The organism is Paenibacillus sp. F4 (assembly GCF_002894905.1).
Classification (GTDB): domain Bacteria; phylum Bacillota; class Bacilli; order Paenibacillales; family Paenibacillaceae; genus Paenibacillus; species Paenibacillus polymyxa_B.
Genome location: NZ_POVS01000013.1, coordinates 112,316 through 134,211, shown reverse-complemented (window position 1 = coordinate 134,211; position 21,896 = coordinate 112,316). Strand labels below are relative to the sequence as shown.

At 44.4% G+C, this 21,896-nt stretch carries 22 protein-coding genes and 2 pseudogenes; 9 read left to right on the top strand and 15 right to left on the bottom strand.

Annotated features, from left to right (window positions below):
• The first annotated feature begins 51 nt into the window (after positions 1 to 51).
• Positions 52 to 768, top strand: a complete 717-nt coding sequence (locus C1T21_RS13785; protein ID WP_013310849.1) for a Crp/Fnr family transcriptional regulator — start codon at positions 52 to 54, stop codon at positions 766 to 768.
• 139 nt (positions 769 to 907) lie between these two features.
• Here the strand turns inward: C1T21_RS13785 and C1T21_RS13780 are convergent, their stop codons facing one another.
• Positions 908 to 1,675 (bottom strand): DODA-type extradiol aromatic ring-opening family dioxygenase, encoded by a 768-nt coding sequence (locus tag C1T21_RS13780; RefSeq protein WP_103048670.1) that lies wholly within the window; start codon positions 1,673 to 1,675, stop codon positions 908 to 910.
• Between the two features lie 316 nt (positions 1,676 to 1,991).
• On the opposite strand from C1T21_RS13780, the gene C1T21_RS13775 reads away from it, so the two are divergent.
• Positions 1,992 to 2,291 carry a hypothetical protein gene (locus C1T21_RS13775; RefSeq protein WP_246773006.1) on the top strand — a complete coding sequence of 100 codons (300 nt, stop codon included), beginning with the start codon at positions 1,992 to 1,994 and terminating at the stop codon, positions 2,289 to 2,291.
• 89 nt (positions 2,292 to 2,380) lie between these two features.
• Here C1T21_RS13775 and C1T21_RS13770 read toward each other — a convergent pair whose 3' ends face one another.
• The 6 genes from C1T21_RS13770 to C1T21_RS13745 all read right to left on the bottom strand — a co-directional run bounded on the left by C1T21_RS13770 (position 2,381) and on the right by C1T21_RS13745 (position 7,737).
• Positions 2,381 to 2,704 carry a winged helix-turn-helix transcriptional regulator gene (locus C1T21_RS13770; protein ID WP_103048668.1) on the bottom strand — a complete coding sequence of 108 codons (324 nt, stop codon included), beginning with the start codon at positions 2,702 to 2,704 and terminating at the stop codon, positions 2,381 to 2,383.
• 267 nt (positions 2,705 to 2,971) lie between these two features.
• Complete coding sequence (locus C1T21_RS13765) at positions 2,972 to 3,703, bottom strand: ThuA domain-containing protein (protein ID WP_103048667.1); 732 nt, start codon at positions 3,701 to 3,703, stop codon at positions 2,972 to 2,974.
• Positions 3,704 to 3,723: 20 nt separating this feature from the next.
• Complete coding sequence (locus C1T21_RS13760; protein ID WP_061829051.1) at positions 3,724 to 4,692, bottom strand: sugar phosphate isomerase/epimerase family protein; 969 nt, start codon at positions 4,690 to 4,692, stop codon at positions 3,724 to 3,726.
• Between the two features lie 77 nt (positions 4,693 to 4,769).
• Positions 4,770 to 5,852, bottom strand: coding sequence for a Gfo/Idh/MocA family protein (locus C1T21_RS13755; RefSeq protein WP_061829050.1), 1,083 nt, complete (start codon positions 5,850 to 5,852; stop codon positions 4,770 to 4,772).
• Complete coding sequence (locus tag C1T21_RS13750; RefSeq protein WP_103048666.1) at positions 5,845 to 6,612, bottom strand: sugar phosphate isomerase/epimerase family protein; 768 nt, start codon at positions 6,610 to 6,612, stop codon at positions 5,845 to 5,847. The genes C1T21_RS13755 and C1T21_RS13750 overlap by 8 nt, the downstream gene beginning before the upstream one ends.
• Before the next feature lie 18 nt (positions 6,613 to 6,630).
• On the bottom strand, positions 6,631 to 7,737 hold the full coding sequence (locus C1T21_RS13745) for a Gfo/Idh/MocA family protein (RefSeq protein ID WP_103048665.1): 1,107 nt from the start codon (positions 7,735 to 7,737) through the stop codon (positions 6,631 to 6,633).
• A gap of 166 nt (positions 7,738 to 7,903) precedes the next feature.
• On the opposite strand from C1T21_RS13745, the gene C1T21_RS13735 reads away from it, so the two are divergent.
• Positions 7,904 to 8,722, top strand: a complete 819-nt coding sequence (locus tag C1T21_RS13735; protein ID WP_103048664.1) for an AraC family transcriptional regulator — start codon at positions 7,904 to 7,906, stop codon at positions 8,720 to 8,722.
• Positions 8,723 to 8,805: 83 nt separating this feature from the next.
• Here C1T21_RS13735 and C1T21_RS13730 read toward each other — a convergent pair whose 3' ends face one another.
• From C1T21_RS13730 to C1T21_RS13710, 5 genes are all read right to left on the bottom strand, one after another.
• Positions 8,806 to 10,290 carry an alpha-N-arabinofuranosidase gene (locus tag C1T21_RS13730; RefSeq protein ID WP_103048663.1) on the bottom strand — a complete coding sequence of 495 codons (1,485 nt, stop codon included), beginning with the start codon at positions 10,288 to 10,290 and terminating at the stop codon, positions 8,806 to 8,808.
• A 320-nt stretch (positions 10,291 to 10,610) separates the two neighbouring features.
• Positions 10,611 to 10,889, bottom strand: a complete 279-nt coding sequence (locus tag C1T21_RS13725; protein WP_029517224.1) for a DUF6171 family protein — start codon at positions 10,887 to 10,889, stop codon at positions 10,611 to 10,613.
• Between the two features lie 98 nt (positions 10,890 to 10,987).
• Complete coding sequence (locus C1T21_RS13720) at positions 10,988 to 11,308, bottom strand: hypothetical protein (protein WP_013310862.1); 321 nt, start codon at positions 11,306 to 11,308, stop codon at positions 10,988 to 10,990.
• Between the two features lie 76 nt (positions 11,309 to 11,384).
• A complete protein-coding gene (locus C1T21_RS13715) occupies positions 11,385 to 12,329 on the bottom strand; it encodes a Gfo/Idh/MocA family protein (RefSeq protein WP_103048662.1) in 945 nt (314 codons plus the stop codon).
• Between the two features lie 163 nt (positions 12,330 to 12,492).
• Positions 12,493 to 13,182, bottom strand: coding sequence for a TerC family protein (locus C1T21_RS13710; RefSeq protein WP_103048661.1), 690 nt, complete (start codon positions 13,180 to 13,182; stop codon positions 12,493 to 12,495).
• Between the two features lie 350 nt (positions 13,183 to 13,532).
• Between C1T21_RS13710 and C1T21_RS13705 the strand changes: the two genes are divergently transcribed.
• A complete protein-coding gene (locus C1T21_RS13705) occupies positions 13,533 to 14,150 on the top strand; it encodes a TVP38/TMEM64 family protein (RefSeq protein WP_103048660.1) in 618 nt (205 codons plus the stop codon).
• Between the two features lie 179 nt (positions 14,151 to 14,329).
• On the top strand, positions 14,330 to 15,301 hold the full coding sequence (gene msrA / locus C1T21_RS13700) for a peptide-methionine (S)-S-oxide reductase MsrA (protein ID WP_103048659.1): 972 nt from the start codon (positions 14,330 to 14,332) through the stop codon (positions 15,299 to 15,301).
• Between the two features lie 105 nt (positions 15,302 to 15,406).
• On the opposite strand, the gene C1T21_RS13695 is transcribed toward msrA, so the two are convergent.
• Entirely contained in the window at positions 15,407 to 16,210 is an 804-nt protein-coding gene (locus tag C1T21_RS13695; protein ID WP_103048658.1) for a lipid II flippase Amj family protein, read from the bottom strand.
• Between the two features lie 151 nt (positions 16,211 to 16,361).
• On the opposite strand from C1T21_RS13695, the gene C1T21_RS13690 reads away from it, so the two are divergent.
• Positions 16,362 to 16,811 carry a DUF2188 domain-containing protein gene (locus C1T21_RS13690; protein WP_061829041.1) on the top strand — a complete coding sequence of 150 codons (450 nt, stop codon included), beginning with the start codon at positions 16,362 to 16,364 and terminating at the stop codon, positions 16,809 to 16,811.
• Between the two features lie 66 nt (positions 16,812 to 16,877).
• On the opposite strand, the gene C1T21_RS13685 is transcribed toward C1T21_RS13690, so the two are convergent.
• Together C1T21_RS13685 and C1T21_RS13680 are read right to left on the bottom strand one after the other, a co-directional pair.
• Complete coding sequence (locus C1T21_RS13685) at positions 16,878 to 17,582, bottom strand: YitT family protein (protein ID WP_013310869.1); 705 nt, start codon at positions 17,580 to 17,582, stop codon at positions 16,878 to 16,880.
• Between the two features lie 460 nt (positions 17,583 to 18,042).
• Positions 18,043 to 18,933 (bottom strand): DMT family transporter, encoded by an 891-nt coding sequence (locus tag C1T21_RS13680; RefSeq protein WP_103048657.1) that lies wholly within the window; start codon positions 18,931 to 18,933, stop codon positions 18,043 to 18,045.
• Positions 18,934 to 19,234: 301 nt separating this feature from the next.
• Here C1T21_RS13680 and C1T21_RS13675 point away from each other — a divergent pair, with 301 nt between their 5' ends.
• The 3 genes and pseudogenes from C1T21_RS13675 (at position 19,235) to C1T21_RS28010 (ending at position 21,816) form a co-directional block, all read left to right on the top strand.
• Positions 19,235 to 19,636, top strand: coding sequence for a YhjD family protein (locus C1T21_RS13675; RefSeq protein ID WP_069289864.1), 402 nt, complete (start codon positions 19,235 to 19,237; stop codon positions 19,634 to 19,636).
• Between the two features lie 447 nt (positions 19,637 to 20,083).
• A pseudogene (locus C1T21_RS13670) lies at positions 20,084 to 21,193 on the top strand (spore germination protein); the annotation flags it as partial.
• A 66-nt stretch (positions 21,194 to 21,259) separates the two neighbouring features.
• Positions 21,260 to 21,816 (top strand): annotated as a pseudogene (locus tag C1T21_RS28010) (GerAB/ArcD/ProY family transporter).
• Positions 21,817 to 21,896: the final 80 nt, after the last annotated feature.

Here is a 21,896-nt window from a genome sequence, read left to right as displayed (position 1 = left end):
AATTGATCAAGTTGCAGATAAAAAACATAGGATACAAAGGGGAAATGGACGATGAGAAACCCTACAAATGTAATGGAAGCCCGCGGCAACACCTGTTGCTTCTCGGAGGCCAGCTTCAACCGATTGCAAGTGATGATGAAAGATCGAGTTATGCCAGAAAGCTCGCATCTGTTCTGGGAAGGAGATACAGCGGATAAGCTGTTTTATATTAAGCGCGGACGCGTGAAAGTAACCAAAACAACGGATGAGGGTAAGGAACTTATTCTATATATGTATCAAAGCGGCGATCTTGTTGGCCAAGCCGATCCATTTTTCGGTACTAAGCATTCCTTTTCTGCTGAGGTTCTGGAAGACAGTGATATTGGCGTAATCGATCATACAGATCTGGAGCTGCTTATTTGCCAGCATTGTGATTTTGCGATTGACTTTATGAAATGGATGGGTTCGCATCACCGCATTACTCAGACTAAGTTCCGCGATTTGATGATGTACGGCAAGCCAGGTGCTCTATGTTCAACACTCATCCGTCTATGCAATACCTATGGTGAGCCTCACGGCGAACATATCCTGATTCATAAGAAAATTACTCATACTGACTTATCTAATATGATCGGTGCGACTCGGGAAAGCGTAAACCGGATGCTTAGTGATCTACGTAAGAAAAATGCAGTAGAATACGATAATGGCATGATTGTTGTCAAGGATTTGGAAATGCTGCAAGGCGTATGTCATTGTGAATTGTGCCCTCGTGAGATTTGCCGGATATAATAAATTGTTTTTTATGTAAAAGGGAGTGTTATAAGCCATTATAGCTTATAACACTCCCTAATTTATTTCCACTCCCCTACTTATACAGGAGCAGTAGCGAAGCATTTTAACAATAGTCCTTCTTCTGGCAACACACTTTTTAAAACTGTAAGCATAGATAACTTAAATTCCCCATCTCATAGCTTCTATGGATGACCTTGGCTTTGTTTGCAGGATTGCCACTCCCCATTGCAATAAACAACGGTACAAAGTGCTCTGCTCTTGGTACGGCCTGACGAGCATACGGTGCTTCGCTTTCATAATGATCCAAAGCCTCTATATCTCTACTTTGCACTTTTTCAATAATCCAATCATCAAAATCTATAGCCCAAGGTTCTGTTTTCGTTTCCCCCCATTTGACGATACGCAGATTATGAACAGTCACTCCACTGCCAATGACCAGAATATCCTGTTCTCCCAGTCCACGCAGCATTTCACCAATGGCATATTGTGCTTTGGGTGAAAGATATGGATTTACAGAGATCTGAACTACCGGAATGTCTGCCTCAGGATACATACGATGCAACAATGTCCAGGATCCATGATCCAGTCCCCTCACCCGGTCAGTTTGTACGTCAATGCCCTTTTGTTCATATAATTTTTCCAGCTTATTGGCCAGTTCCACAGAACCATGTGCTGGATATTTCACCGTGTACAGTTCCGGTGGGAAACCGCCAAAATCATAAATGGTATCGTACACGTCATCCATCGAACTGATCGTCAACGTTTGCGCTTCCCAATGAGCAGTAAAGATAACAACCGCTTTAGGACGAATGCTTTTCCCCAGTTGCTCTAAAAATGAAGTATAGTCCGTCTGTTCAATAGCAAGCATCGGTGAGCCGTGGGCCAAAAATAAAGATGGAATCATATAATATCCCCTTGTCATCAATAATTTATTTTATTAATTAAGTAACTTTATGTAAGTAATAGTACATAAGTAACAGAGTAATGTCAACACAGATTTCAACATACACTTAAAGATCAAAGACTCCATAAATAAAGATTGATATAGGTATAAAGTCATAGTAATATGTAACTAATAAATTTTAAATTTCACTATATATCAATACAAAGGACTGGTTTCTATGGAGATATATACTTCTAATTGCCCAAAATGCGGTTCTGTTTATCGTCAAAACCTTAGAAACCTATGTAGTACTTGTATTCAGGAAGAAAATATATTCTTGGACCGCTGTTCTAACTATCTATGGAAGCATCCTTCTACTCATACCCGCCAGCTCAGTGATGTAACCGGCACACCTATGGAATTGCTCACAGACTGGGTAAGGGCAGGCAAGTTTCCCTCCACATACAGTCAGCTTGATTATCCTTGTGAATCCTGCCGTTCCCCTATTTATGCAGGAAGACTTTGCCATTCCTGTTTGGGTACATTCCGTTCGGCCGCGCTGGATATTCAAACCCGTGTCCCCCGTCGTACAACAGCAGCATTATTCTCAGTTGCGGGGCGCGTCAAAGGCTATTAAGCCGTGTAGCCTATACACAAAATAAAAAAACAGCCTTTTTCCTAGGAAAAGGCTGTTTTGCTATGAGAAACGCTTATTTAGTTTGGTGCTCATCTGATCCATTCCTCAGCCCAATATTGAATCTGTTCCATAACCGGCTGAAGTGCACGGCCTTTGGTTGTTAGCTCGTATTCAATGCGGACAGGAGTTTCCGGATATACATGACGTGTAAGAATTCCTTCATTTTCCAAATCTTTCATCCGCTCTGATAACATTTTGTCACTCATTGTGGGAATCAGATTGGAAATATCCTTAAACCGCTTAGGACCGCTCATCATGGATTGAATAATTAATCCATTCCAACGCTTACCCAAACATGAAAAGGCGGTTTCAAAACGCGGACACATTTTTGTACATTGCGGTTGACTCTCCAAATTTTTCACCTTCTTTTACATTTCGGTTTGATAAAGCTTTCCTTTTGTTAGTATATATCATTTTAGCATACTTTATCCCGAAAGAAAACACTTTCTTCTTAAATTAAATACCTGCGCCGATAAAGTTGCCATGACCAAAACTGATTATACAACAAACCAATACAGCAGGTATATGTCTAAATCGTTAAATACAAAAAGGCGGAATCCCAAGAGGTTCCGCCTATCAATCTGTTCATTATACAGCTCATCAAAATGTGATGATTGTCATTATACCAACACTCCACCGAGAGGTCTTATAGGTTCAGTTCTACCATATATTGGTTTGTTAATATTTGTCGGAGAAGTCCAACGAATGCTGTTGGCGATAACTTTCAAAATATCAGGCTGGTAATAAGTCGGATAGGTCTCATGACCTGGGCGGAAATAGAATATCTTACCGCTACCTCGGCGGAAAGTACATCCGGTTCTAAATACTTCGCCGCCTTCAAAGTTACTAACAAATACCAATTCATCCGGCGCTGGAATATCAAAGAACTCGCCATACATCTCTTCCTGCTTCAACAAAATTTTGGCATCTATGCCTTCTGCAATGGGATGTGACGGATTCACCGACCAAATAATCTCCTGTTCACCTGCCACCCTCCATTTCAGATCGCAGCTAGTGCCCATTAGGGCTTTGAATGGCTTAGAAAAATGGCCTGAGTGCAGCACGATCAAGCCCATTCCTTCCTGCACTCGCTTGACAACACGCGCCGTAACTTCATCGCTCACCTGATCGTGGGCTTTATGCCCCCACCACAGCAGCACATCTGTGGAATTCAGGATATCTTCTCCCAAACCATGCTCGGCATCATCACGCAGAGTAGCTGTTCGAATGGCAAATCCCTCTCCTGCCAGGCCGTCAGCCAACGCTTTGTGTATCCCGTCAGGATATATCTGTTTAGCTTCATCATTCAACTTTTCGTTCAAAAATTCATTCCAAATGGTGACGTTAATCATCAACATTTCCCCCTATTAGGTTAGACCCACCACATCTCGCTCAGCGGTTCTTCAATCAGTACCTGGCGAAGATTGTGGACGGCCTTAGTAAAGCCTTCCTCCACGGACATCAGACCATCTTCATGCTCAATACTCACTACATAATCGTATCCCACCAGACGCAGAGCACTGATAATATCTGCCCAGGTTTTTACATCATGTCCATAACCCACAGTTCGGAACTGCCAAGCGCGATCTAGCATTTTCGTATATTCCTGCATATCGGTAAGTCCATATTTATTTACATTGATCGGATCAATCGTCGTATCCTTGGCATGAAAATGGTGAATGGCTCCCTCTCGGCCCAAAATTTGAACCGCCTGCACTGGGTCAATTCCCTGCCACCACATATGGCTCGGATCCAGATTAGCACCAATGACCTCTCCCGCAGCTTCACGCAAACGAAGCAAGGTCGCTGGTGTATGAACGGAGAAGCCCCCGTGTAGCTCCAGCCCAATTTTAACATGATGATCTGCTGCAAATTTCCCCGTCTCAGTCCAGTAAGGAATAATTTTATTCTCCCATTGCCACTTCAACACTTCCTGAAAATCATTAGGCCACGGAGCCACAGGCCAGTTTGGATATTTCGCATCCTCATGATCACCCGGACAGCCAGAGAAAGTGTTCACAACTGGAACTTCCAGCTTTTCTGCCAATCGAACGGTTTTAAGAAACGTATCATGATCAGCCTGGGCCAAATGCTTTTGCGGATGGAGAGGATTGCCGTGACAGCTAAGCGCACTAATCGTTAGTCCGCGGGACTCTACTGCCTTTTTGAAATTTTTGAGCGCTGTATCATTCTCCAGCAACTCATCCGGCTTACAATGCTTATCCCCAGGGTTGCCGCCTGTACCGATTTCTACAGCATCCAATCCTTGAGAAGCCACATAATCCAGCGCCTCCTCCAGCGAACGTCCGCCAAACAACACCATAAATACTCCAAGTTTCAAAAGAAATCCCTCCCTGTATCATATGTGAAAAAAGCTGCTTTCATTATAATGATGGTCTATTCGGGATAATTACGGGCTTAGTCAAAATAGACAGCTTTCCCCGTACGAGCCGATTCATAGATAGCTTCCAAAATTTCAGTAACAACCAGTGCCTGTTCCGGCTTCACAAGAGGTTCTTTGTCGTCCAGAATAGATTCGATCCATAGACGGGCTTCACGGTCTGCCTCATTTTCCGTTTCTCCAGAGTAAAAGGCAACACCACCTGCATCCAGATCTATTTTCGTATCAAACAAGCGGCTGTTCTTTTCCCCGTTAATGCGCAATCCATCCTGCATATCGGCTCCGCCTTCGGTACCGCATAACAGCGTCTTCGCTTCGCCAAACTCTACAACGTTCAATGCCCAGCTGGACTCTAGTACAATCGTAGCTCCATTTTGCATCGTAATAAAACCAAAAGCTGAGTCCTCTACCTTAAATTCCTCAGGATTCCAAGGTCCAAAGGCATTTGCTGCATCTTTACGATCCCCTAGCTTATGGAAGGTTGAACCTAGTACGCTTTTAGGCTTGTAATTATCCATCAGCCAGAGTGTCAGGTCGAGTGCATGCGTGCCAATATCAATAAGGGGACCACCGCCCTGCTTCTCTTCATCCAAGAATACTCCCCAGGTCGGAACGGCGCGACGGCGTAGAGCAATGGCTTTGCCCAGATAAATGTCTCCAAGCTCTCCTTGTTCGACCAATTGCTTCAGATACAAACTGTCATCACGATAACGGTTTTGATACGCAATAGACAGCTTCTTACCTGTACGGTTGGCCGCATCGAGCATTTCCCGTGCCTGCTCTGCAGTTTTAGCCATCGGTTTTTCACACAGCACATGCTTACCTGCCTCAAGCGCCGCTACGGTAATTTCCGAATGCGAGTCGTTGGGTGTACATACATGTACGACTTCAATGTCTTTATTTTCTAACAGCTTACGGTAATCGCTATAAACTTGCGAGCCTTCAACTCCAAACTTTTCTGCTGCCTCTTCAGCGCGCTCCTGAATGATGTCACAGAATGCAACGATTTCTGCACGCTTCTGCTTGGCAAGACTCGGCAAGTGTTTGCCGTTGGCAATGCCTCCACAACCAATAATCCCGATTTTGAGTGTTTTAGACATGAATATTTCCTCCCTGAGCTGCGTATTGTTGGAGCCATTTAATGCTGGTTTCAATGCTTTCGATTGGAGGGTTTGAGCAGAAATCCTGTTCGACGACGATCCAATCCACACCTGCCTGAATAGCGGCGTCTGTAATGGCCTGAAGCTGCACTTCGCCTTTGCCAAGCTCTACAGTCACTGCTTTTTGTTGCTCGTCACGTGCCATATCCTTTAAGTGAATGATAGGCAGGCGTCCATTATAACGTCCGATGTATTCCACTGGATCATAGCCCCCATAGTATACCCAACAAGTATCCATTTCGACCTGTAACAAATCATCGGAAACCGCATCATATAAAGCATCGAATACCGGGCGATCATTGATTTTTTCTGTCAATTCAAAATCATGATTATGATAAGCCAGTATCAAGCCCTGTTCTTTCACTTTTTCACCAATACGATTCAAATTAGCAAAAATTTCATCCCACTGTCGCTGTTCTTCGGTTAAATAAGGAACGATTAGGTACTTATTGCCCAATTCTTTGTGGTATGCAATCTCCTCATCCAAATGATCCAGCAAACGAGAATATTGTATATGAGTTCCAATAACTTCCAGATTCAGCTCATCCAAAAGCGCTCTGACATCCTTGGCATTGCGTCCGAAAAAGGTATGAAATTCTACCCCTTTATAGCCAAGCTCAGCTACCTTGCGCAATGTACCTTCAAAATCCTGTTCAAGCTCTTCCCTTACTGTGTACAATTGCAATCCTACTTTAGCCATTACCCTTCACCTCTTTAATTAGGATGAATTTTCCATTATATCTATTCCATAATACAAATCCTCGTCCGGCTTGAACGTGCTTTCCATCGTAATGTGATTGCCTTCCAATGATGAGCGCTGAAAAGCATGCATGGCTTCTAACACATGGTAGGCCAGCTCAGCATTAGCACGATGGTTCTTTTCACTGCGTATGGCTCTCACCATCTCGCCCGCGCCTGTTCCACGTTCGTTTTTCCCGCATTCAAAAAGGGGCTTTAACAGCTCTGCGTTTTCCTCGCCAGGTCGGCGAATTTTGACATCTCCGTTAAAAAAGTTCGGGTCCGGCAAGTTCAAAGTCCCTTCCGTTCCGTAAATTTCAATACGTGGCAGGTCTGATGCTCCCTGAATATCAAAGCTGGTAATCAAGGTTGCGATGGCTCCGTTATGAAAATCCATGGTCCCGGCCAAGTGCGTTGGTGTTTGCACCCGTAATGGCGTGCCGCTTTTGGGACCGAAATGTATATGACGTTCCGGAATCTGAATTCCTACGGAGCCGCTAATTCGCCGAATCGGCCCCAACACTTGGATCAGCGAGGCCAAATAGTAAGGTCCCATGTCAAACATCGGTCCTCCTCCAGCTGCATAGAAAAATTCCGGATTCTCATGCCACCATTCAGGGCCTCTACTCATTAAAAAGGCAGTAGCGGCTACTGGCTGACCAATCATTCCAGTCTGTATGGCATGGCGTGCGGTCTGAATAGCCGATCCAAGAAAAGTATCAGGAGCGCATCCGACACGCAGATTTTTTGCTTTGGCTAAATCCAGAACGCGTTTGCCATCCTCTAAAGAAACCGCCAAAGGCTTTTCACTGTACACATGCTTGCCTGCCTCTAGTATCGCCACATCTGTCAGTGCATGGCTGCCAGGCACGGTCAGATTAAATACAAGCTCAATCTCAGGCTGACGAAGCAATTCATCCACTTTGTATACGTTTTCAATGTTGAATTCATCGGCCCTCTCCTTGGCCCTCTCATCTAGTAAATCAGCGACGGCCACCACTTCAATAATTGGGCTCTTTTGGAGATTTTCAAGATATACCGAGCTAATAGTACCGCATCCGATAATCCCGGCCTTCATTCGTTCCACGTCGTCACACTCCTTGGCCTCCAACATGTACTTTCTCATCTAACATGTAAGCTTTACAGTTCACATAGTATTCTATTTCTGTTTCGTTTAAAATGAATAATATGATTAAAACATGAACAATCTGGTCAATATTTGAAACAGCCATATGCCCAAAGGAGTCATCGTCATGTCTATCATCGAGCCTTGTCAGGTTCTTACCGCAGGCTATTCCTTCCATCGAAAGCCCTTTTATTCGAACCAGCCTGATGGGATCAAAAATTATTTATTCCGTTTGCAAACAGATGGACGCTGCCAGGCCCGCATTAACGGGGAAATGACACGGATTGAGGCGGGTGACCTACTGCTATTCAATCCTACCGAGCCTTATGAACTGGATATTCATAGTGAGTTGAATCCCATGGGAGAGCAGGTCGTGGAAAGTGGAGATTATCACATTTTTTTCGGTGGTTCCTGGGTAGATGAGTGGTGGAACCATCATAAACGACCCAACAGAATTAAGGTTCAGCTCACAGAAGCCCTGCTTGGCCTATTTCGTCAGCTTGTGATGGAGCAACGACGTATTTCTAATCCTTACCCGGAAATATCAAGTTACTACATACGCATTTTATGTTTGGAGTTTGACCGTATGCTATCCGATTATCCTATCGCTACTCATCATAACTATCTTGCGTATCAGATTAAAAATTATATTGAAGAAAATGCATCCTCTAACTTCAAGCTGGATGACGTGTCTTCACACGTCGGTATCAGCGTATCCCGAGCAGTACATCTGTTTAAGGAAACATTCGATACGAGCATTATGCAGTACACGCTGGACATCAGGCTTAACATGGCGAGAGAACGAATCATTTTCAGTCCCATGTCACTGGAACAAGCCGCCGAATCGTCAGGATTTGCAAATTACACGTATTTTCACCGTGTATTTCGTTCCCGCTTCGGTATGTCGCCCAAGGAATTCAGGGTGATTCACCGCGAGCAATTGTAGGTAAAAGAGAGCGTTCACCTGAACGCTCTCTTTGTTCATAACCAATAATAGTGAATACTGCTTACATACCACGACCCAGCTTTTTACGGAGCAATTGTCAGCATCACTACCGACATTGGTGGCAGTGTAACATCCAAATGCTGACCTTGCAGCTGATAGGATGTGAAAGCTTCCTTTTTCACACGCTCTGGCTGATCGAACGTATTATGTGCCTGCATATCGTCGCTGGCAAGGACAACACCGCTGATCTTTTTAATCTCTTCCAGTCCTCTTAGCTCCAATTTCAAGTTTGCCGACTCGCCCGGATGGACGTTGCAAAAGCTAATATGAATATTGTCATCCTGCGCCTTGGAGGCAGACACGCTTACTTGTGGGATGGAATCCCCGTCATATTCATAATCGCCTACCTTTACATGAACAGCCAGTGCTTGTGCATCTTGATGCACCTTAAACATTTCAAATATATGGTATGTCGGCGTCAACAACATAGCAGGGCCTTCGGTCAGAATCATTGCCTGTAAAACATTGACCATTTGAGCAATATTCGTCATCTGTACTCGGTCATGGTGATTATGGAAAATGTGTAGGTGCAGCCCAGCTACCAGCGCATCGCGCATCGTATTTTGCTGATACAGGAAGCCTGGATTGGTCCCCGGCTCAGTCAGGAACCAGGTTCCCCATTCATCGACGATCAGTCCGACCCTTTTGTCAGGATCATATTGGTCCATAATGGCTGAATGACGAGTAATCAATTCATCCATATGCAATGATTTTTTCATCGTCTCAAACCATTCCGCTTCATCAAAACCGACTGCTTGCCGTTTCCCTTCCCAGTTACCCGGGATCGTGTAGTTATGCAGGCTCGAACCGTCCATAAGATGCCCTGCTTCGCGCATCAGCACTTCGGTCCAACGATAATCATCCACATTCGCCCCACCTGCAATCCGATAAATGCGGTTCTCGCCATAGTTACGGACATATGTCTGATATCGGCGATACAGGTCGGCATAATATTCTGGGCGCATGTTACCGCCACAACCCCAGTTTTCGTTACCCACTCCAAAATATTTGAGCTTCCATGGTTTCTCACGACCGTTTTCCTGACGCCATGCAGCCATAGGGGACTCTCCATCGAAGGTCATGTACTCTACCCACTCCGACATTTCCTGAACTGTACCACTGCCGACATTTCCACAAATATAAGGCTCTGCATCTAACAGTTCGCACAATTGAAAAAACTCATGTGTGCCAAAATGATTATTTTCAACCACACCGCCCCAATGCGTATTTACCATTCTCTTACGGTTTTCTTTTGGCCCGATACCATCTTTCCAATGATATTCATCGGCAAAACAGCCTCCCGGCCAGCGCAGCACAGGAATGTTCAGCTTTTTCAGGGCTTCCACCACGTCATTACGAATTCCGTTTGTATTCGGAATCGGTGAGTCCTCTCCAACCCATATGCCTTCATAAATGCAACGTCCAAGATGCTCAGCAAATTGTCCATAAATGTTTTTATTAATAATGCCTTGTTTCCAATCGGTATTAACAACAATAGAACCCTTCACAACAAACCCTCCCCAAAAATATTAAGATTGTTAGAACACCCGCACAAATGTTTGCGCTTTCATTTCGGCCTAAATATCACTCATCCCACCGATTTTCTTTCGATCATAATTTTTACGCATCATTACTTTTAGTAATCATTAATATAAATGTTAATTATTAAACAAAAACATTTCACGTGTTTAATATATTTTATTGTCTACTTTTTGTCAATCGTTAAGAAAAGGTCCAATCAAACCAAAAAGCCTGCCATTAAGGCAGACTAAGGTATGACTACTTTAACCCGTAATCCAGGTTCAGCCGAGCTTGAGCATTGTATCTTTTAGGCTGTTCCTATCCAGCGTGAACCATGGTAACTAGGACAATTTTGAGCTGCCGCCAAAGCACGTACACGAACAATACTTCCGCTGATACCACACGTATGCCCGGACATTAACTCTTCACATTGTGAGCAGGCCAACAGTCTGGCTTCGTACACTTCATCATTTACACATTCCATTTTGGGTCTCATGTTGGTTAGAATTCTGGTAATTTGCTCTTCCGATATCGAGATATCTCTTTCACAGCCTTTACAGGTACTTGGCACAGGTATATCTTCCATCGTAAGCTTACCCTCCCCATCAACAATGTCTTAAGTAAATACAGTTGAATCCATGATGCCAATAAATGATAACAGTATATTCTTTATTCTGGCTAGCTCTATTTCCGTTCCGACGGAAGGCTCGCTGCCGCCTCAGATACGACCATCGCCAAGTCCTCATTTCCGAACATGGACAGTACCCCTAATACCGTATCCAGCGGAATATCACCCGCTTCTTCACGCGATACAGTCAACTTGCGTACTCGTAGCAGACGCTCGTTGCTATCCTGATGCGGATACGCTACCCGATATAATTCCTCTGGCTCCAACCCGTGATTGATACACCATTGCGCAAATACAAGGATCATCATATCTTCTTCTTGCTTATAATTTTCGATGATGGCTTCTTCTAGCTGTTTACCACGATTGTCTTCTTCCATTCATTCATTTCTCCTTCAACCTATTTCTTGATGTCTGAACTGTTATGATCACTATCGTCCGTTCGGACGTTCCATATTAATCACTCAAACGGCTAATCAGTTCGTCCGCCAGCATATGGCTTTCCAATACTTTTCCAGCTCGTACAGCACATTCCTCCGGACGATGAATATGCTCCAGAAAATGATTTACGACCCCGGTGAATCCCCGTCTTTCCAAAATCGTATCCCAACTTCCAAAAGCTTGCGTTAGTGGTGAATTATCTTTTTGCATAAAAACAGCCTGTTCCATATTAGTTACTTCAACAGACCGTCCTCCCCCGTGAAGCTCCAGCTTCTCTATGTCAGCCCCTGCCTGTCTGCTCATACTGTAGCTACCGGTAGCATTACCCAAACGTACGGACCCGAACGCAGCGTCCATATATCCTTCAGTCGTCGTATCCAGACTACTATGCAGCAGCTCATAATCATCGCCACCCAGCCACAATAGCAAATCAAGCATGTGAATTAAATCATCATAAACCGTCTGTGCCGCTGGTCTTCGATCATATCCAGTTCGGTGTTTAATCGCCGCACATTGACTGAAACCGCCCGCTTCCTCTAACCATGCTTTAGCAGCTACATAATGCGGGGCAAAACGTCGATTAAAGCCTACCGCCAGCAGTACGGCCTGCGCTTCAGCAAAAGCGGTCATTTCCAGATTCTGACGAACGTCATAGGACAACGGTTTATCCACATACACCGCAATCCCCTTTTCAATACACGCCATGACCAGATCAAAATGGGCTTCGGTCGCGGCATGTATAAATACAGCTTCCGGTTCCCATGCCAGCATCTCCTTTACATCCGTCGTTCCTCTTGGCAACCTATACTGCTCCATAATAGAACTAACCGGCTCCTGTGAACGGTTCATGACACCTACGATGTCTACACCTTCGTGTGCAGCCAGTAACGGCAAATACACTTTACGAGCAATACCACCCAGTCCTGCAATGGCTACTCTTGTCTTCGTTTGCTTGTCCATGTCGTTCCCACCTTAATTACTCAGTTCATCTGTTGTCTAGTTTACATGGAAGTCCGCTGACAAGTAAAGAAAAGAGACTGCTCCCGGTCCAATTGGACCTGCGGAACAGCCTCTATGACATGAGCGTCCAGCTTCAGCCAAGATTACTTCAATGTAAGTTAGCTTAGGCGTGCAGCGCTTGCTTTTTTGTTTTTTCACTTTTTATTTTCTTAACACGCATCCCAATAGCTACAACCAGAACCACAACCAGAACTTCAAAGCCGTATTTAACGACTGCATTCGTGAACCAGTGTGCAATTAACGGCTCGGCCACCACCATTTTAGCAGCGGTATAAGCTAATACAGCGGCTCCAATCGTAATCACTATCGGGTAACGTTCAGTCAGCTTCAAGATAATTGTACTTCCCCACACCATGATCGGAACGGAGATTGCCAGACCGAGAATAACGAGTAGCATATTTCCATGAGCTGCTCCCGCAACAGCAAGTACATTGTCGAGGCCCATCATCGTATCCGCAATAATAATGGTGCGGATCGCTGCCCACATTTGATTCGTGGCTGAAATTTCATGCTTCTTTTCTTCAACCAGCAGCTTGTAAGCGATATAGATGAGCGCAAGTCCCCCGATTAATCGCAAGCCATAAATTTGCAGTAAATACGTGACCAACACTGTAGCAATCACACGAATGATGACTGCGCCGACCGTCCCCCAAATAATGACCTTTTTTTGATTGGCCTTGTCGACATTTCGAGCTGCCAAACCGATTACGATCGCATTATCACCAGCTAGCACCAGATCGATGATAATGATGGACAATAATGCTGTTAAAAACTCAATTGAAAAAAAATCCATACGTTTCTCCCACCTTTTTTATTTATTTGTTATACTGTACATAGTTCAGCGCTTTATACTAAAAAAGCGCCATTTCGCGGAATCCGGAAACGGCGCTTGACCCAAATTTGGCATCAAAAAAAGACCATTTACCCGGATTCCTAAAATCCTGGCAAAGGTCTCGCTTACAACATTACGTTGCCAATAAAGCCGGGGATTAAAAATCCCGTAATGACGACTTTACTCGTTGAGCTACTCCCCTTTGGGAACTATTCTGTTAGTGGCAGTATAGCACACATTATTGGGAATGTGAACCCTATTTTTTCTGTATAAGCGATAAGCCGAACAGGGATATTGAAAGAGGTATGTAAATGAAAAAATGGCTACTCGCTGCAGCTTATGTTTCGCTGCTTTGCATCGCGTTTATCTACAGATATGATTGGCTCGCCTGGGCAGACAAGCAAACCTCCTTTCCGGTTCTGCTACTGCTCGCATTTTTATTCGCGCTAATTCCGTTTGTGCCTTACAAGCTGATTATCGCTTCCATTGCTTATGCCGCGGGCCCCTGGCAAGGTGCTCTGATTTGCTGGCTTGGCACTACTTTGGCTGCGTTGGTCGTTTTCACTGCAGTACGTACCCTGTTCCGTGACAAAGGACGTGCCTATTTGAAACGGGTTCCCGCATTGGAGCGCTTCAATCGAGTCATGGAGAGGGAGCCTTTTGCTGCTGTTCTGCTGGCTCGCCTGATTCCAGTCATCCCCCAAGCAGCGGTAAATGTATACGCTGGAGTAGCAGGGTTTCCGTTCTGGAGCTTTATCCTAGGTACAGCTATTGGCAAGCTTCCCGCAATTGCGGTGTATGCTTATGCAGGTGGTACCTTTGCAGAACACCCAATCACCGGTTTGCTCATTTTGGTGCTATATACTGCACTGGTGGGCGGCGCCTTTATACTCTACCGAAAAAGGCTTCAACGCGCCAATAGAATTTAATGCGATAGTTTGCCACCGTCTCTGTAGGATGTTTCATTGCGATTTTTGAGGACAGAGCCAATTACGCTGATGCTTGGTTTCTGACGTTTCGTTGGATTTTGCAAAAATCTCGTATATAATTTAATTGTGAGCTATTTAAATAACAACTAATTAAACATTCTCAGATTGGAGTGATAAATATGAGCACCAACAATCCAAACACGGTAGAAAAAGCAACTTTTGCAGGTGGCTGCTTCTGGTGCATGGTTTCCCCTTTTGAGGAATTACCCGGTATTTTGAAGGTTAGATCTGGATACACAGGGGGACATACCGAAAATCCTACCTATGAAGAGGTGTGTTCTGAAACAACGGGGCATGTGGAAGCCGTACAGATTACATTTGATCCACAAGTTTTCCCGTATGAAAAACTGTTGGAGCTATTCTGGCAACAGATTGATCCGACGGATGAAGGTGGACAGTTCCACGATAGAGGTTCATCCTACCAAACGGCTATTTTCTATCATAATGATGAACAGCGCATCAAGGCAGAAACTTCCAAAGGAGCTCTGGCTCAAAGTGGCCGCTTCGACAAGCCCATTGCTACACCCATCTTGCCTGCGGCAACTTTTTATGAAGCAGAAGAATATCATCAGGACTATCATAAGAAGAACCCCGCTCATTACAAGCGCTACCGCAAAGGCTCGGGACGTGAAGATTTTATCGAGCAAAATTGGTCCGGCAAGATTGATAAATCCGATCTTAAAGATCGGCTGACGCCTATTCAATACGAAGTAACACAAAAAAATGCGACCGAGCGCCCTTTTCAAAATGAGTTTTGGGATCATGAGGGTGAAGGCATTTACGTGGATATCGTATCAGGAGAGCCCTTGTTCAGTTCATTGGACAAATATGATGCAGGTTGCGGTTGGCCCAGCTTTACCCGTCCGCTGCGCAGCTACAATGTCAAAGAAAAAACCGATCTCAGCCATTTTATGATCCGTACCGAGGTGCGAAGTCGTGAAGCTGACTCCCATTTAGGGCATGTATTCGATGATGGTCCAGGTCCAGATGGTTTGCGTTATTGCATCAATTCTGCCGCGCTCCGTTTTGTGCCTCAAGAAGATTTGGAGCGTGAAGGATACGGAGCATATAAGTCATTATTTGAAAAGTAAGTAGCCATAGAATCATTGGGGCTGATCCGCGATCTATCTTTAATAGATGATCACGGGCCAGCCTTTTTTGGGATATGGCCACACATCATTACGTAAGCTAGCAATTTAACTCATTACCCATCCAAGCCAAATGGCTAGCGGTACTAGCAATAGCTGAGATAATAAAGTACCTGCCAAACGCGAGATGATCATCCAACCGTACATGCTGTTCATCCGAGTTAAGGGTAGCTCCCCTCGTAGCGTTTTCTCTGACAGAACCGCCAATCTTGGATCAATTAACAAGGTCAGTAATACCGTTGCGACGCCATTGATTAGACCTGACGACATTGACATTGCTGTACCTTGAGCAGGCCACAGGAATGATGCATATAAAGCAGATACTACTCCAGTTGTATAAATGGCAGTAACAGCTATATTCAGAATAATTAAACGCTTGGGTATCGCTCCGCCAATCAGTGAGGTTAGCATGGACCAGGTAGGGCGCTTTATGTAGTAGCCTGCATGCTTCCAGCGACTTCGCAGCATTAAATGACGCGCCAAAGCCGGAATAGATCCGGTATGCTCCAAATGCACAATCCATCTGGCTGACATGCGTACCACTGTTGGATACAGTAATATAGCAAGCATGGTTCCAACGGTTGCTGCCAGCAGTACCCCATGCATATATATTTCCAGTCCAATATCCGTTCCGCCCACTTGTGCTGCAGCTTTAGCCTGATCGACCATCCCTCCGAGTAAAGGCCCCTGCGCCATGTTAGAGGTGCGTGAAACCAACAGCAGCATTCCCGCAACGGTTAACGCCAATCCAATCCGACGCGCTCGCAAACCACCAAGCCGGAGAGCATAGGACAAGCTATCTGTAGTATGAATGATGATAGTCAGCAAAAAAACAAAACCCCAGGCAAGCAAATGCTTCACTCCTTTTCCTCGTATTCTGCACACCATTATACGCTTTTTTTCAAGATACATTTTACAATATATTCATTTCTTTGATTTCCGTTTGTTTAAGCCGACAACGGGTAATACATAATACATCATCCGCTATAAGGAGTGTGCAACTATGCCTTGGAACAAACATGATTACCCTCCATCCATGAAAAACCTGGAACCTCGGGTGCGAGAAAAAGCCGTTGATATTGCTAACGCTCTACTCCGTGACGGCTATGAAGAAGGACGCTCGATTGCGATTGCCACTTCCCAAGCCGAGGAATGGAACGATAATCATCCAGCCGAGCAAGATGAGAAACCTAAAAAACATGAAAAACAGCATTCAAGCGAAAATGTACACGACCATCATTCCGCTTCTTCCGATGAGAAGGAACCCATTCATGTGGTGCCGTACGAGGATCGCTGGGCAATCAAAGAAGAGGGACACAACCAGCCCATTTCAACCTTTAAACACAAAAATGAGGCGATTGATGAGGCTCAAAGTTTTGTAGAACGCCAACAGATTTCTGCAATTATTCATGACCGGGATGGACGCATCCATTCTACTTTAAAGCCTTCCTGATAGAAGCTGAATACAGCGAAAGGGTGTTACGAAAGAAGATTTCTCTCCTGACGTAACACCCTTTCCTTATTGACGAAGGCTGTGGACGACCGGCACTGTTTTGGCAACTACCTTTTTAGCGGGAATAGCCGCTGGCAGTACCTTTTTCACAGGTCGGTGCAGTTGGAACGTGGTCGTCCATGTAATTATTTTTCCGGCAAGCCACACAGCCAGTATTGTAAACATTGTTTCCTTCATAGGCAGATACAACAATGATAATCCCAGTACGATGATGTCACTGACAATAAACACGTTGCCGATTTTCCACCCGCGCCACTCACTGATCAGCAGAGATAAGATATCATCGCCCCCGGTTGCTCCACCGAATCGCAGTACGATTCCGGCTCCCAAACCTGTAAGCACCCCACAAAGTAGAGCAGCTATCAGCAGATTTCCATGTAGATCTATAACCAGAGTCGAATACTTCTCAAATCCTGCATAAAACAGTGAAAAAGCGACGGCTCCGATTAACGCAAGCAGCATAAATCTTCTGCCCTTCAGGACCCATGCCAGCAATATGACGGGAATATCAAGCAGCAACATACTCCATGCTGGAGATATACCAAACGCGTAATGTCCCAGCAGGGCCAAGCCTGCAAATCCGCCTTCTGACAAATGATTCTGAGCATTAATGTGATAGTACGTAAAAGCTAAAATGCATGTTCCGAGCAACATGACAGCAATCTGTCTCAATGCTCCATTGTTCACGATAGATTCGTAAGTTTTCCTCATACAGGCTCCCTCGGTTTCTCGTAAGTTTGATGTGGATGAACCCACTCTTACGGAAGCTACCGGATAAGATGTGCCTGGAGGACTTGGTCCTTCGCATGTACAATCCCCTCTTCCGCAGAGTTGGCTTTCGCAACTTGACGTTACTCCGCGGAAAAGCTAAGTATAAGACAGATCAAATCGTTTCCAAATCGTCCTTTGGGGAAGTATCCTTCGGGGACACATGGTATCCTGATCCTTTCTTTTGTGGAATAAAACTCCGACATTTCTGTGGTGCATATAATTCTATAATTTATTATACCACACCTTGTCACCTGCTAAACAGCTTGCTTTTTTGCTGCACCATATTTTATTTTATGTGTGAGCATGCTTTATTGTATGTGCGAATTAACGTATTATACCGAAGGTTTGGCGAATGCACATTTAATATAGCTCAAAGTGTATTTCATTTCTGCTTAGATTATTATCCACTTAATTTGGCGGTTTTACGCTGGTTGGCCATAAACACGCCTCCAAGTATAAGGACTAGCCCAGTCAGAACGTTCCAGCCGATAGTTTCATTCAGGAGCAAAAAGCCCCATACGATGGCACTTACTGGTACAAAATACGTCACCGAAGAAGCAAATTCCGCACTCCCCCGCAAAATCATGTAGTTGAACAAAATATATGCTACCCCTGATCCCAAAACTCCCAGTCCTATAAGGGAACCCAATACACCTGGATCAGAAACAACCGACAAATCAGGTCTCTCCACAATTGCCATCATAATGCCCCCCCCTACTGCCGCACCAAACAAGGTTGCAAAGGTAGCCTGATACATGGAAAGATTGGAGAGAAAACGTTTGGAGAGCTGTGTTCCAAATCCATAGCAGAGAGTCGCAAGCAGCATACACCCAAAACCCACAGGATCAACAGAAATAATAGATGCAGGATTAATACCCAATAAAATAATAATTCCTACAAAAGCGAGCCCCATTCCTAACCACTGCATTCGATGAAAAATAGCCCCGAAAAAAACAAGCCCCACCAACATGGTCCATATTGGCGTGGTGGCATTTAATACAGAAGCCATGCTGCTAGCTATTCTGGTCTCGCTAAAACCGATCAATGTCCATGGCAAAACCATGTTGACCAAAGCTACCAGAATAACCGATTTCCACGGAATGCTTTTAATTTTAAACGGCCTGCGCATAAGTAGCATTAATAAGACGATAAAAATAAGTCCAAAGCTGGATCTAAGGAATACAATAGTCCACGGTCCTACTTGATGTAGCAACAACACCTTGATAAACATAAACGAACCGCCCCAAATGAGGCTCAACAATAATAAAGCTGCATATAACGAACGTGACAATATGTATACCTTCTTTCTCCACTTTCTTAAGTTAAATAGTAGAGGCTGACCGCAGTCAGACGATCTCCCCTTTTATGTAAGTTTTTATCCATTAGCTTAACATAAACTCTGCTTGACTGTCATTGGCGATAAACGCAAGAATTCTTTACACAATGGCACATGGGTATCGCTCTCTACCACTTTCCAATAATTGAGGATTGCTTTAGCCTTGGAAAAATACCTATGATGAGGTATAAATAGAACATACGTTCTATATAATGATTATATATTGTATTCTCACTCGGAGTAAAGGAGATTTTTTATGCCAAGCCAAAAGACACTGAACCACAAGAATAAAGCTCCTTTGCCTTCTGAAGAAGACGCAGGGTTGGTCAAGATCTGTGTACTTCTAACTCTTGTGCTGGATGTGCTGGAACGAGACATTCGTATTATACATACCTCTCCTCTAAAAATGCCTGATTTGTATGTTCGTAGCCTGACTGGAGTACAACAGCGTGTAGCTGTTCAATTAGCAGAGACAAAGGCACGAATGAAAACACTAGGGGTTAAAATATACAGCGAAATCCGAAATCATGAAGGTGTAGAGGTTTTGTATATATGCCGCGGCTATCAAAGGCGATTTTTTATGCTTTCATCCTTTGCCCGCAGCGAGGTCCGGCGGAAACTGGGACACTATCTAGGAATTGATCCGACGCAAGATTAAGCCCCCTTGTAATCTAGTCTCTAGTTCTTGCACGATTAAATTTCATTCCTTACAAAATAACCAACCCATTTCCCATTTATCAACCTAAATTCTAGTATAAAACTATTGCATTACGTGAAGTGAAGGTGATTCAAGAATGGATAGTCACCAGATCATGGATAAACTCAGTCCATATGGCACACATTATGCCTATCTCATCCAATAAGGAGGGCTCTCTTACGCTGGACATGACGCAGCTTCCGTTGAATTAAGCAGAAATGTTTCCTTTATTGAGCAAGCACTTTTTTATACGGATGATTTAAAAAAAGCAGGCGATTTCCGTTGACGGCAAAGACGGTATGCTGCTCTATATTGATTCGCTCGTAGATCAGGAGATGATTCAAACTCATATCCTGAGTGCCTTAAACCGATGCAGTCTCTCATCAAATGTTCACCACCTTAAGCAGTCAAAAAGACACCGACCTTCAAAATACTGCTGATTCGCTTATTCAGGGATATTGCATTTTTATGATAAATGGAGCGGAAGAATTTTTTATCCTTTCTTCCGAAAAGACGTATGCTCGCAGTACGGACGAACCAGAAAACGAAGGGATTATTCGCGGACCGCACAATGGATTCATTGAGCAGTTATCCATCAATCTGAATCTGATTCGCAAACAAATTGCCACACCGTCACTGGTTGTACGCTACTTTTATGTGGGATCTAAAACCCGGACTAAAATTGCTATTGTCTATGTTCAAGACTTGGCTAATCCTGAGCTAGTGGAAGCAGTGAAAACGAGAATTAAAGCGATCTCCTCCGATATGGTGCTCCCCCCCCCCCCCCNNCCCCCCCCCCCGGTTTTATTCAAGAGTTTATTGAGGACAACCCTTTTCCCCTCTTCCCTCAACAGCTCAGCACGGATTATTAGTTCATTTCTAAGAACGATTCGAATGATGAGCTTTTTGATCGCTTTTACGCTGCCTGCCATTTACATTGCGACGATTGCTTTTCATCCAGCTATTTTGCCATTAGAGCTGGCGCACACCATCAAAAAATCACTGGAAAATGTTCCATTCCCAGCGATTGTGGAGGCTATGCTGCTTGAATTGATCTTTGAGGTTCTGCGAGAAGCCGGGGTTCGTCTCCCCAGTCGGGTTGGCCAAACTATTGGAATCGTTGGCGGTCTAGTCATCGGAGATGCTATCGTTCGGGCTGGTCTCGTGTCGTATACGATGATCATCGTCGTCTCGTTAACAGCCATTTCTTCTTTTTTAGTACCTTCTCATGAAATGAGCTCAGCGGTTCGTATCCTTCGTTTTCCGATGATGGTTGCTGCAGCCTTGTTTGGATACATTGGCATTGCTTTCGGTTTACTTTTTCTTACTATCCACCTTTGCAAGCTGGAGACCTTTGGTACGCCCTACTTTGCTCCTCTTGCACCATTCCGGCTCGGTGATATGAAAGATGTTTTTATCCGCTTTCCGATTTGGACATTTCATCAGCGACCATATGATTCCCAAGCCCAAAAATTGAAGCAGCAGAACGACTCTAGGAGCTGGAAACGACGTGAATAAAGAAAGTACCATTGCATCGGGTCAACTTTTTTTCTCATCATCAAGTTTGAGATTGGCGTAGACATTTTGTCACTTCCCTATCAGATGCACCTTTCAGCTAAAGGAGGGGGTTGGATATCTGTCATTATTGGCGGCCTTTTGATTCAACTCATTATTTTGATGTGCTGGCTTCTGCTAGACGTTTTCCCTCCTCTTCGATTTATCAAATATTAACCCAAATTACTGGTTGCTGGATTGGAAAAGCATTGACTGTGGCTTACATCGCTTACTATCTGCTTATGGGTACCTCCGTTCTTGTGAACGCATACGACGTCATCAATCGCTGGATGCTGCAATATACTCCCCGTTGGGCTATACTTGCCCTGTTTTTGTTCAGTAGCATATATCTGGTTCGCGAAAATTTAAGAACAATTGCTCGAGTGCTTGTTTTAATTTCATTTCTGATTTTTCCCATGATGCTGTTAATTAGCTATGGTATAAAGCAGTCCAACCCGCTTTATCTGCTACCTCTAACTGAGGCGGGATGGCCCCGTATTATTGTCGGTTCAAAAGAAACGCTCCTAGCGATGTTTGGTTTTGAGTTCATTCTTGTCGTCTTTCCCATGGTGAGGGCAAAAGTATAGGCAAGCTCAAGTCAATTCTGGCAGCTAACGCGATCGTGGTACTATTGTATTGTTTTACCGTATTTACCTGTACAACCGTA

Bases quoted from the DNA above. Each gene is read 5' to 3' on its own strand.
- C1T21_RS13785 (WP_013310849.1), top strand. From the start codon at position 52: ATGAGAAACCCTACAAATGTAATGGAAGCCCGCGGCAACACCTGTTGC.
- C1T21_RS13780 (WP_103048670.1), bottom strand. From the start codon at position 1,675: ATGATTCCATCTTTATTTTTGGCCCACGGCTCACCGATGCTTGCTATT.
- C1T21_RS13765 (WP_103048667.1), bottom strand. From the start codon at position 3,703: ATGATTAACGTCACCATTTGGAATGAATTTTTGAACGAAAAGTTGAAT.
- C1T21_RS13755 (WP_061829050.1), bottom strand. From the start codon at position 5,852: ATGTCTAAAACACTCAAAATCGGGATTATTGGTTGTGGAGGCATTGCC.
- C1T21_RS13750 (WP_103048666.1), bottom strand. From the start codon at position 6,612: ATGGCTAAAGTAGGATTGCAATTGTACACAGTAAGGGAAGAGCTTGAA.
- C1T21_RS13735 (WP_103048664.1), top strand. From the start codon at position 7,904: ATGTCTATCATCGAGCCTTGTCAGGTTCTTACCGCAGGCTATTCCTTC.
- C1T21_RS13725 (WP_029517224.1), bottom strand. From the start codon at position 10,889: ATGGAAGATATACCTGTGCCAAGTACCTGTAAAGGCTGTGAAAGAGAT.
- C1T21_RS13720 (WP_013310862.1), bottom strand. From the start codon at position 11,308: ATGGAAGAAGACAATCGTGGTAAACAGCTAGAAGAAGCCATCATCGAA.
- C1T21_RS13715 (WP_103048662.1), bottom strand. From the start codon at position 12,329: ATGGACAAGCAAACGAAGACAAGAGTAGCCATTGCAGGACTGGGTGGT.
- C1T21_RS13710 (WP_103048661.1), bottom strand. From the start codon at position 13,182: ATGGATTTTTTTTCAATTGAGTTTTTAACAGCATTATTGTCCATCATT.
- C1T21_RS13705 (WP_103048660.1), top strand. From the start codon at position 13,533: ATGAAAAAATGGCTACTCGCTGCAGCTTATGTTTCGCTGCTTTGCATC.
- msrA (WP_103048659.1), top strand. From the start codon at position 14,330: ATGAGCACCAACAATCCAAACACGGTAGAAAAAGCAACTTTTGCAGGT.
- C1T21_RS13690 (WP_061829041.1), top strand. From the start codon at position 16,362: ATGCCTTGGAACAAACATGATTACCCTCCATCCATGAAAAACCTGGAA.
- C1T21_RS13685 (WP_013310869.1), bottom strand. From the start codon at position 17,582: ATGAGGAAAACTTACGAATCTATCGTGAACAATGGAGCATTGAGACAG.
- C1T21_RS13675 (WP_069289864.1), top strand. From the start codon at position 19,235: ATGCCAAGCCAAAAGACACTGAACCACAAGAATAAAGCTCCTTTGCCT.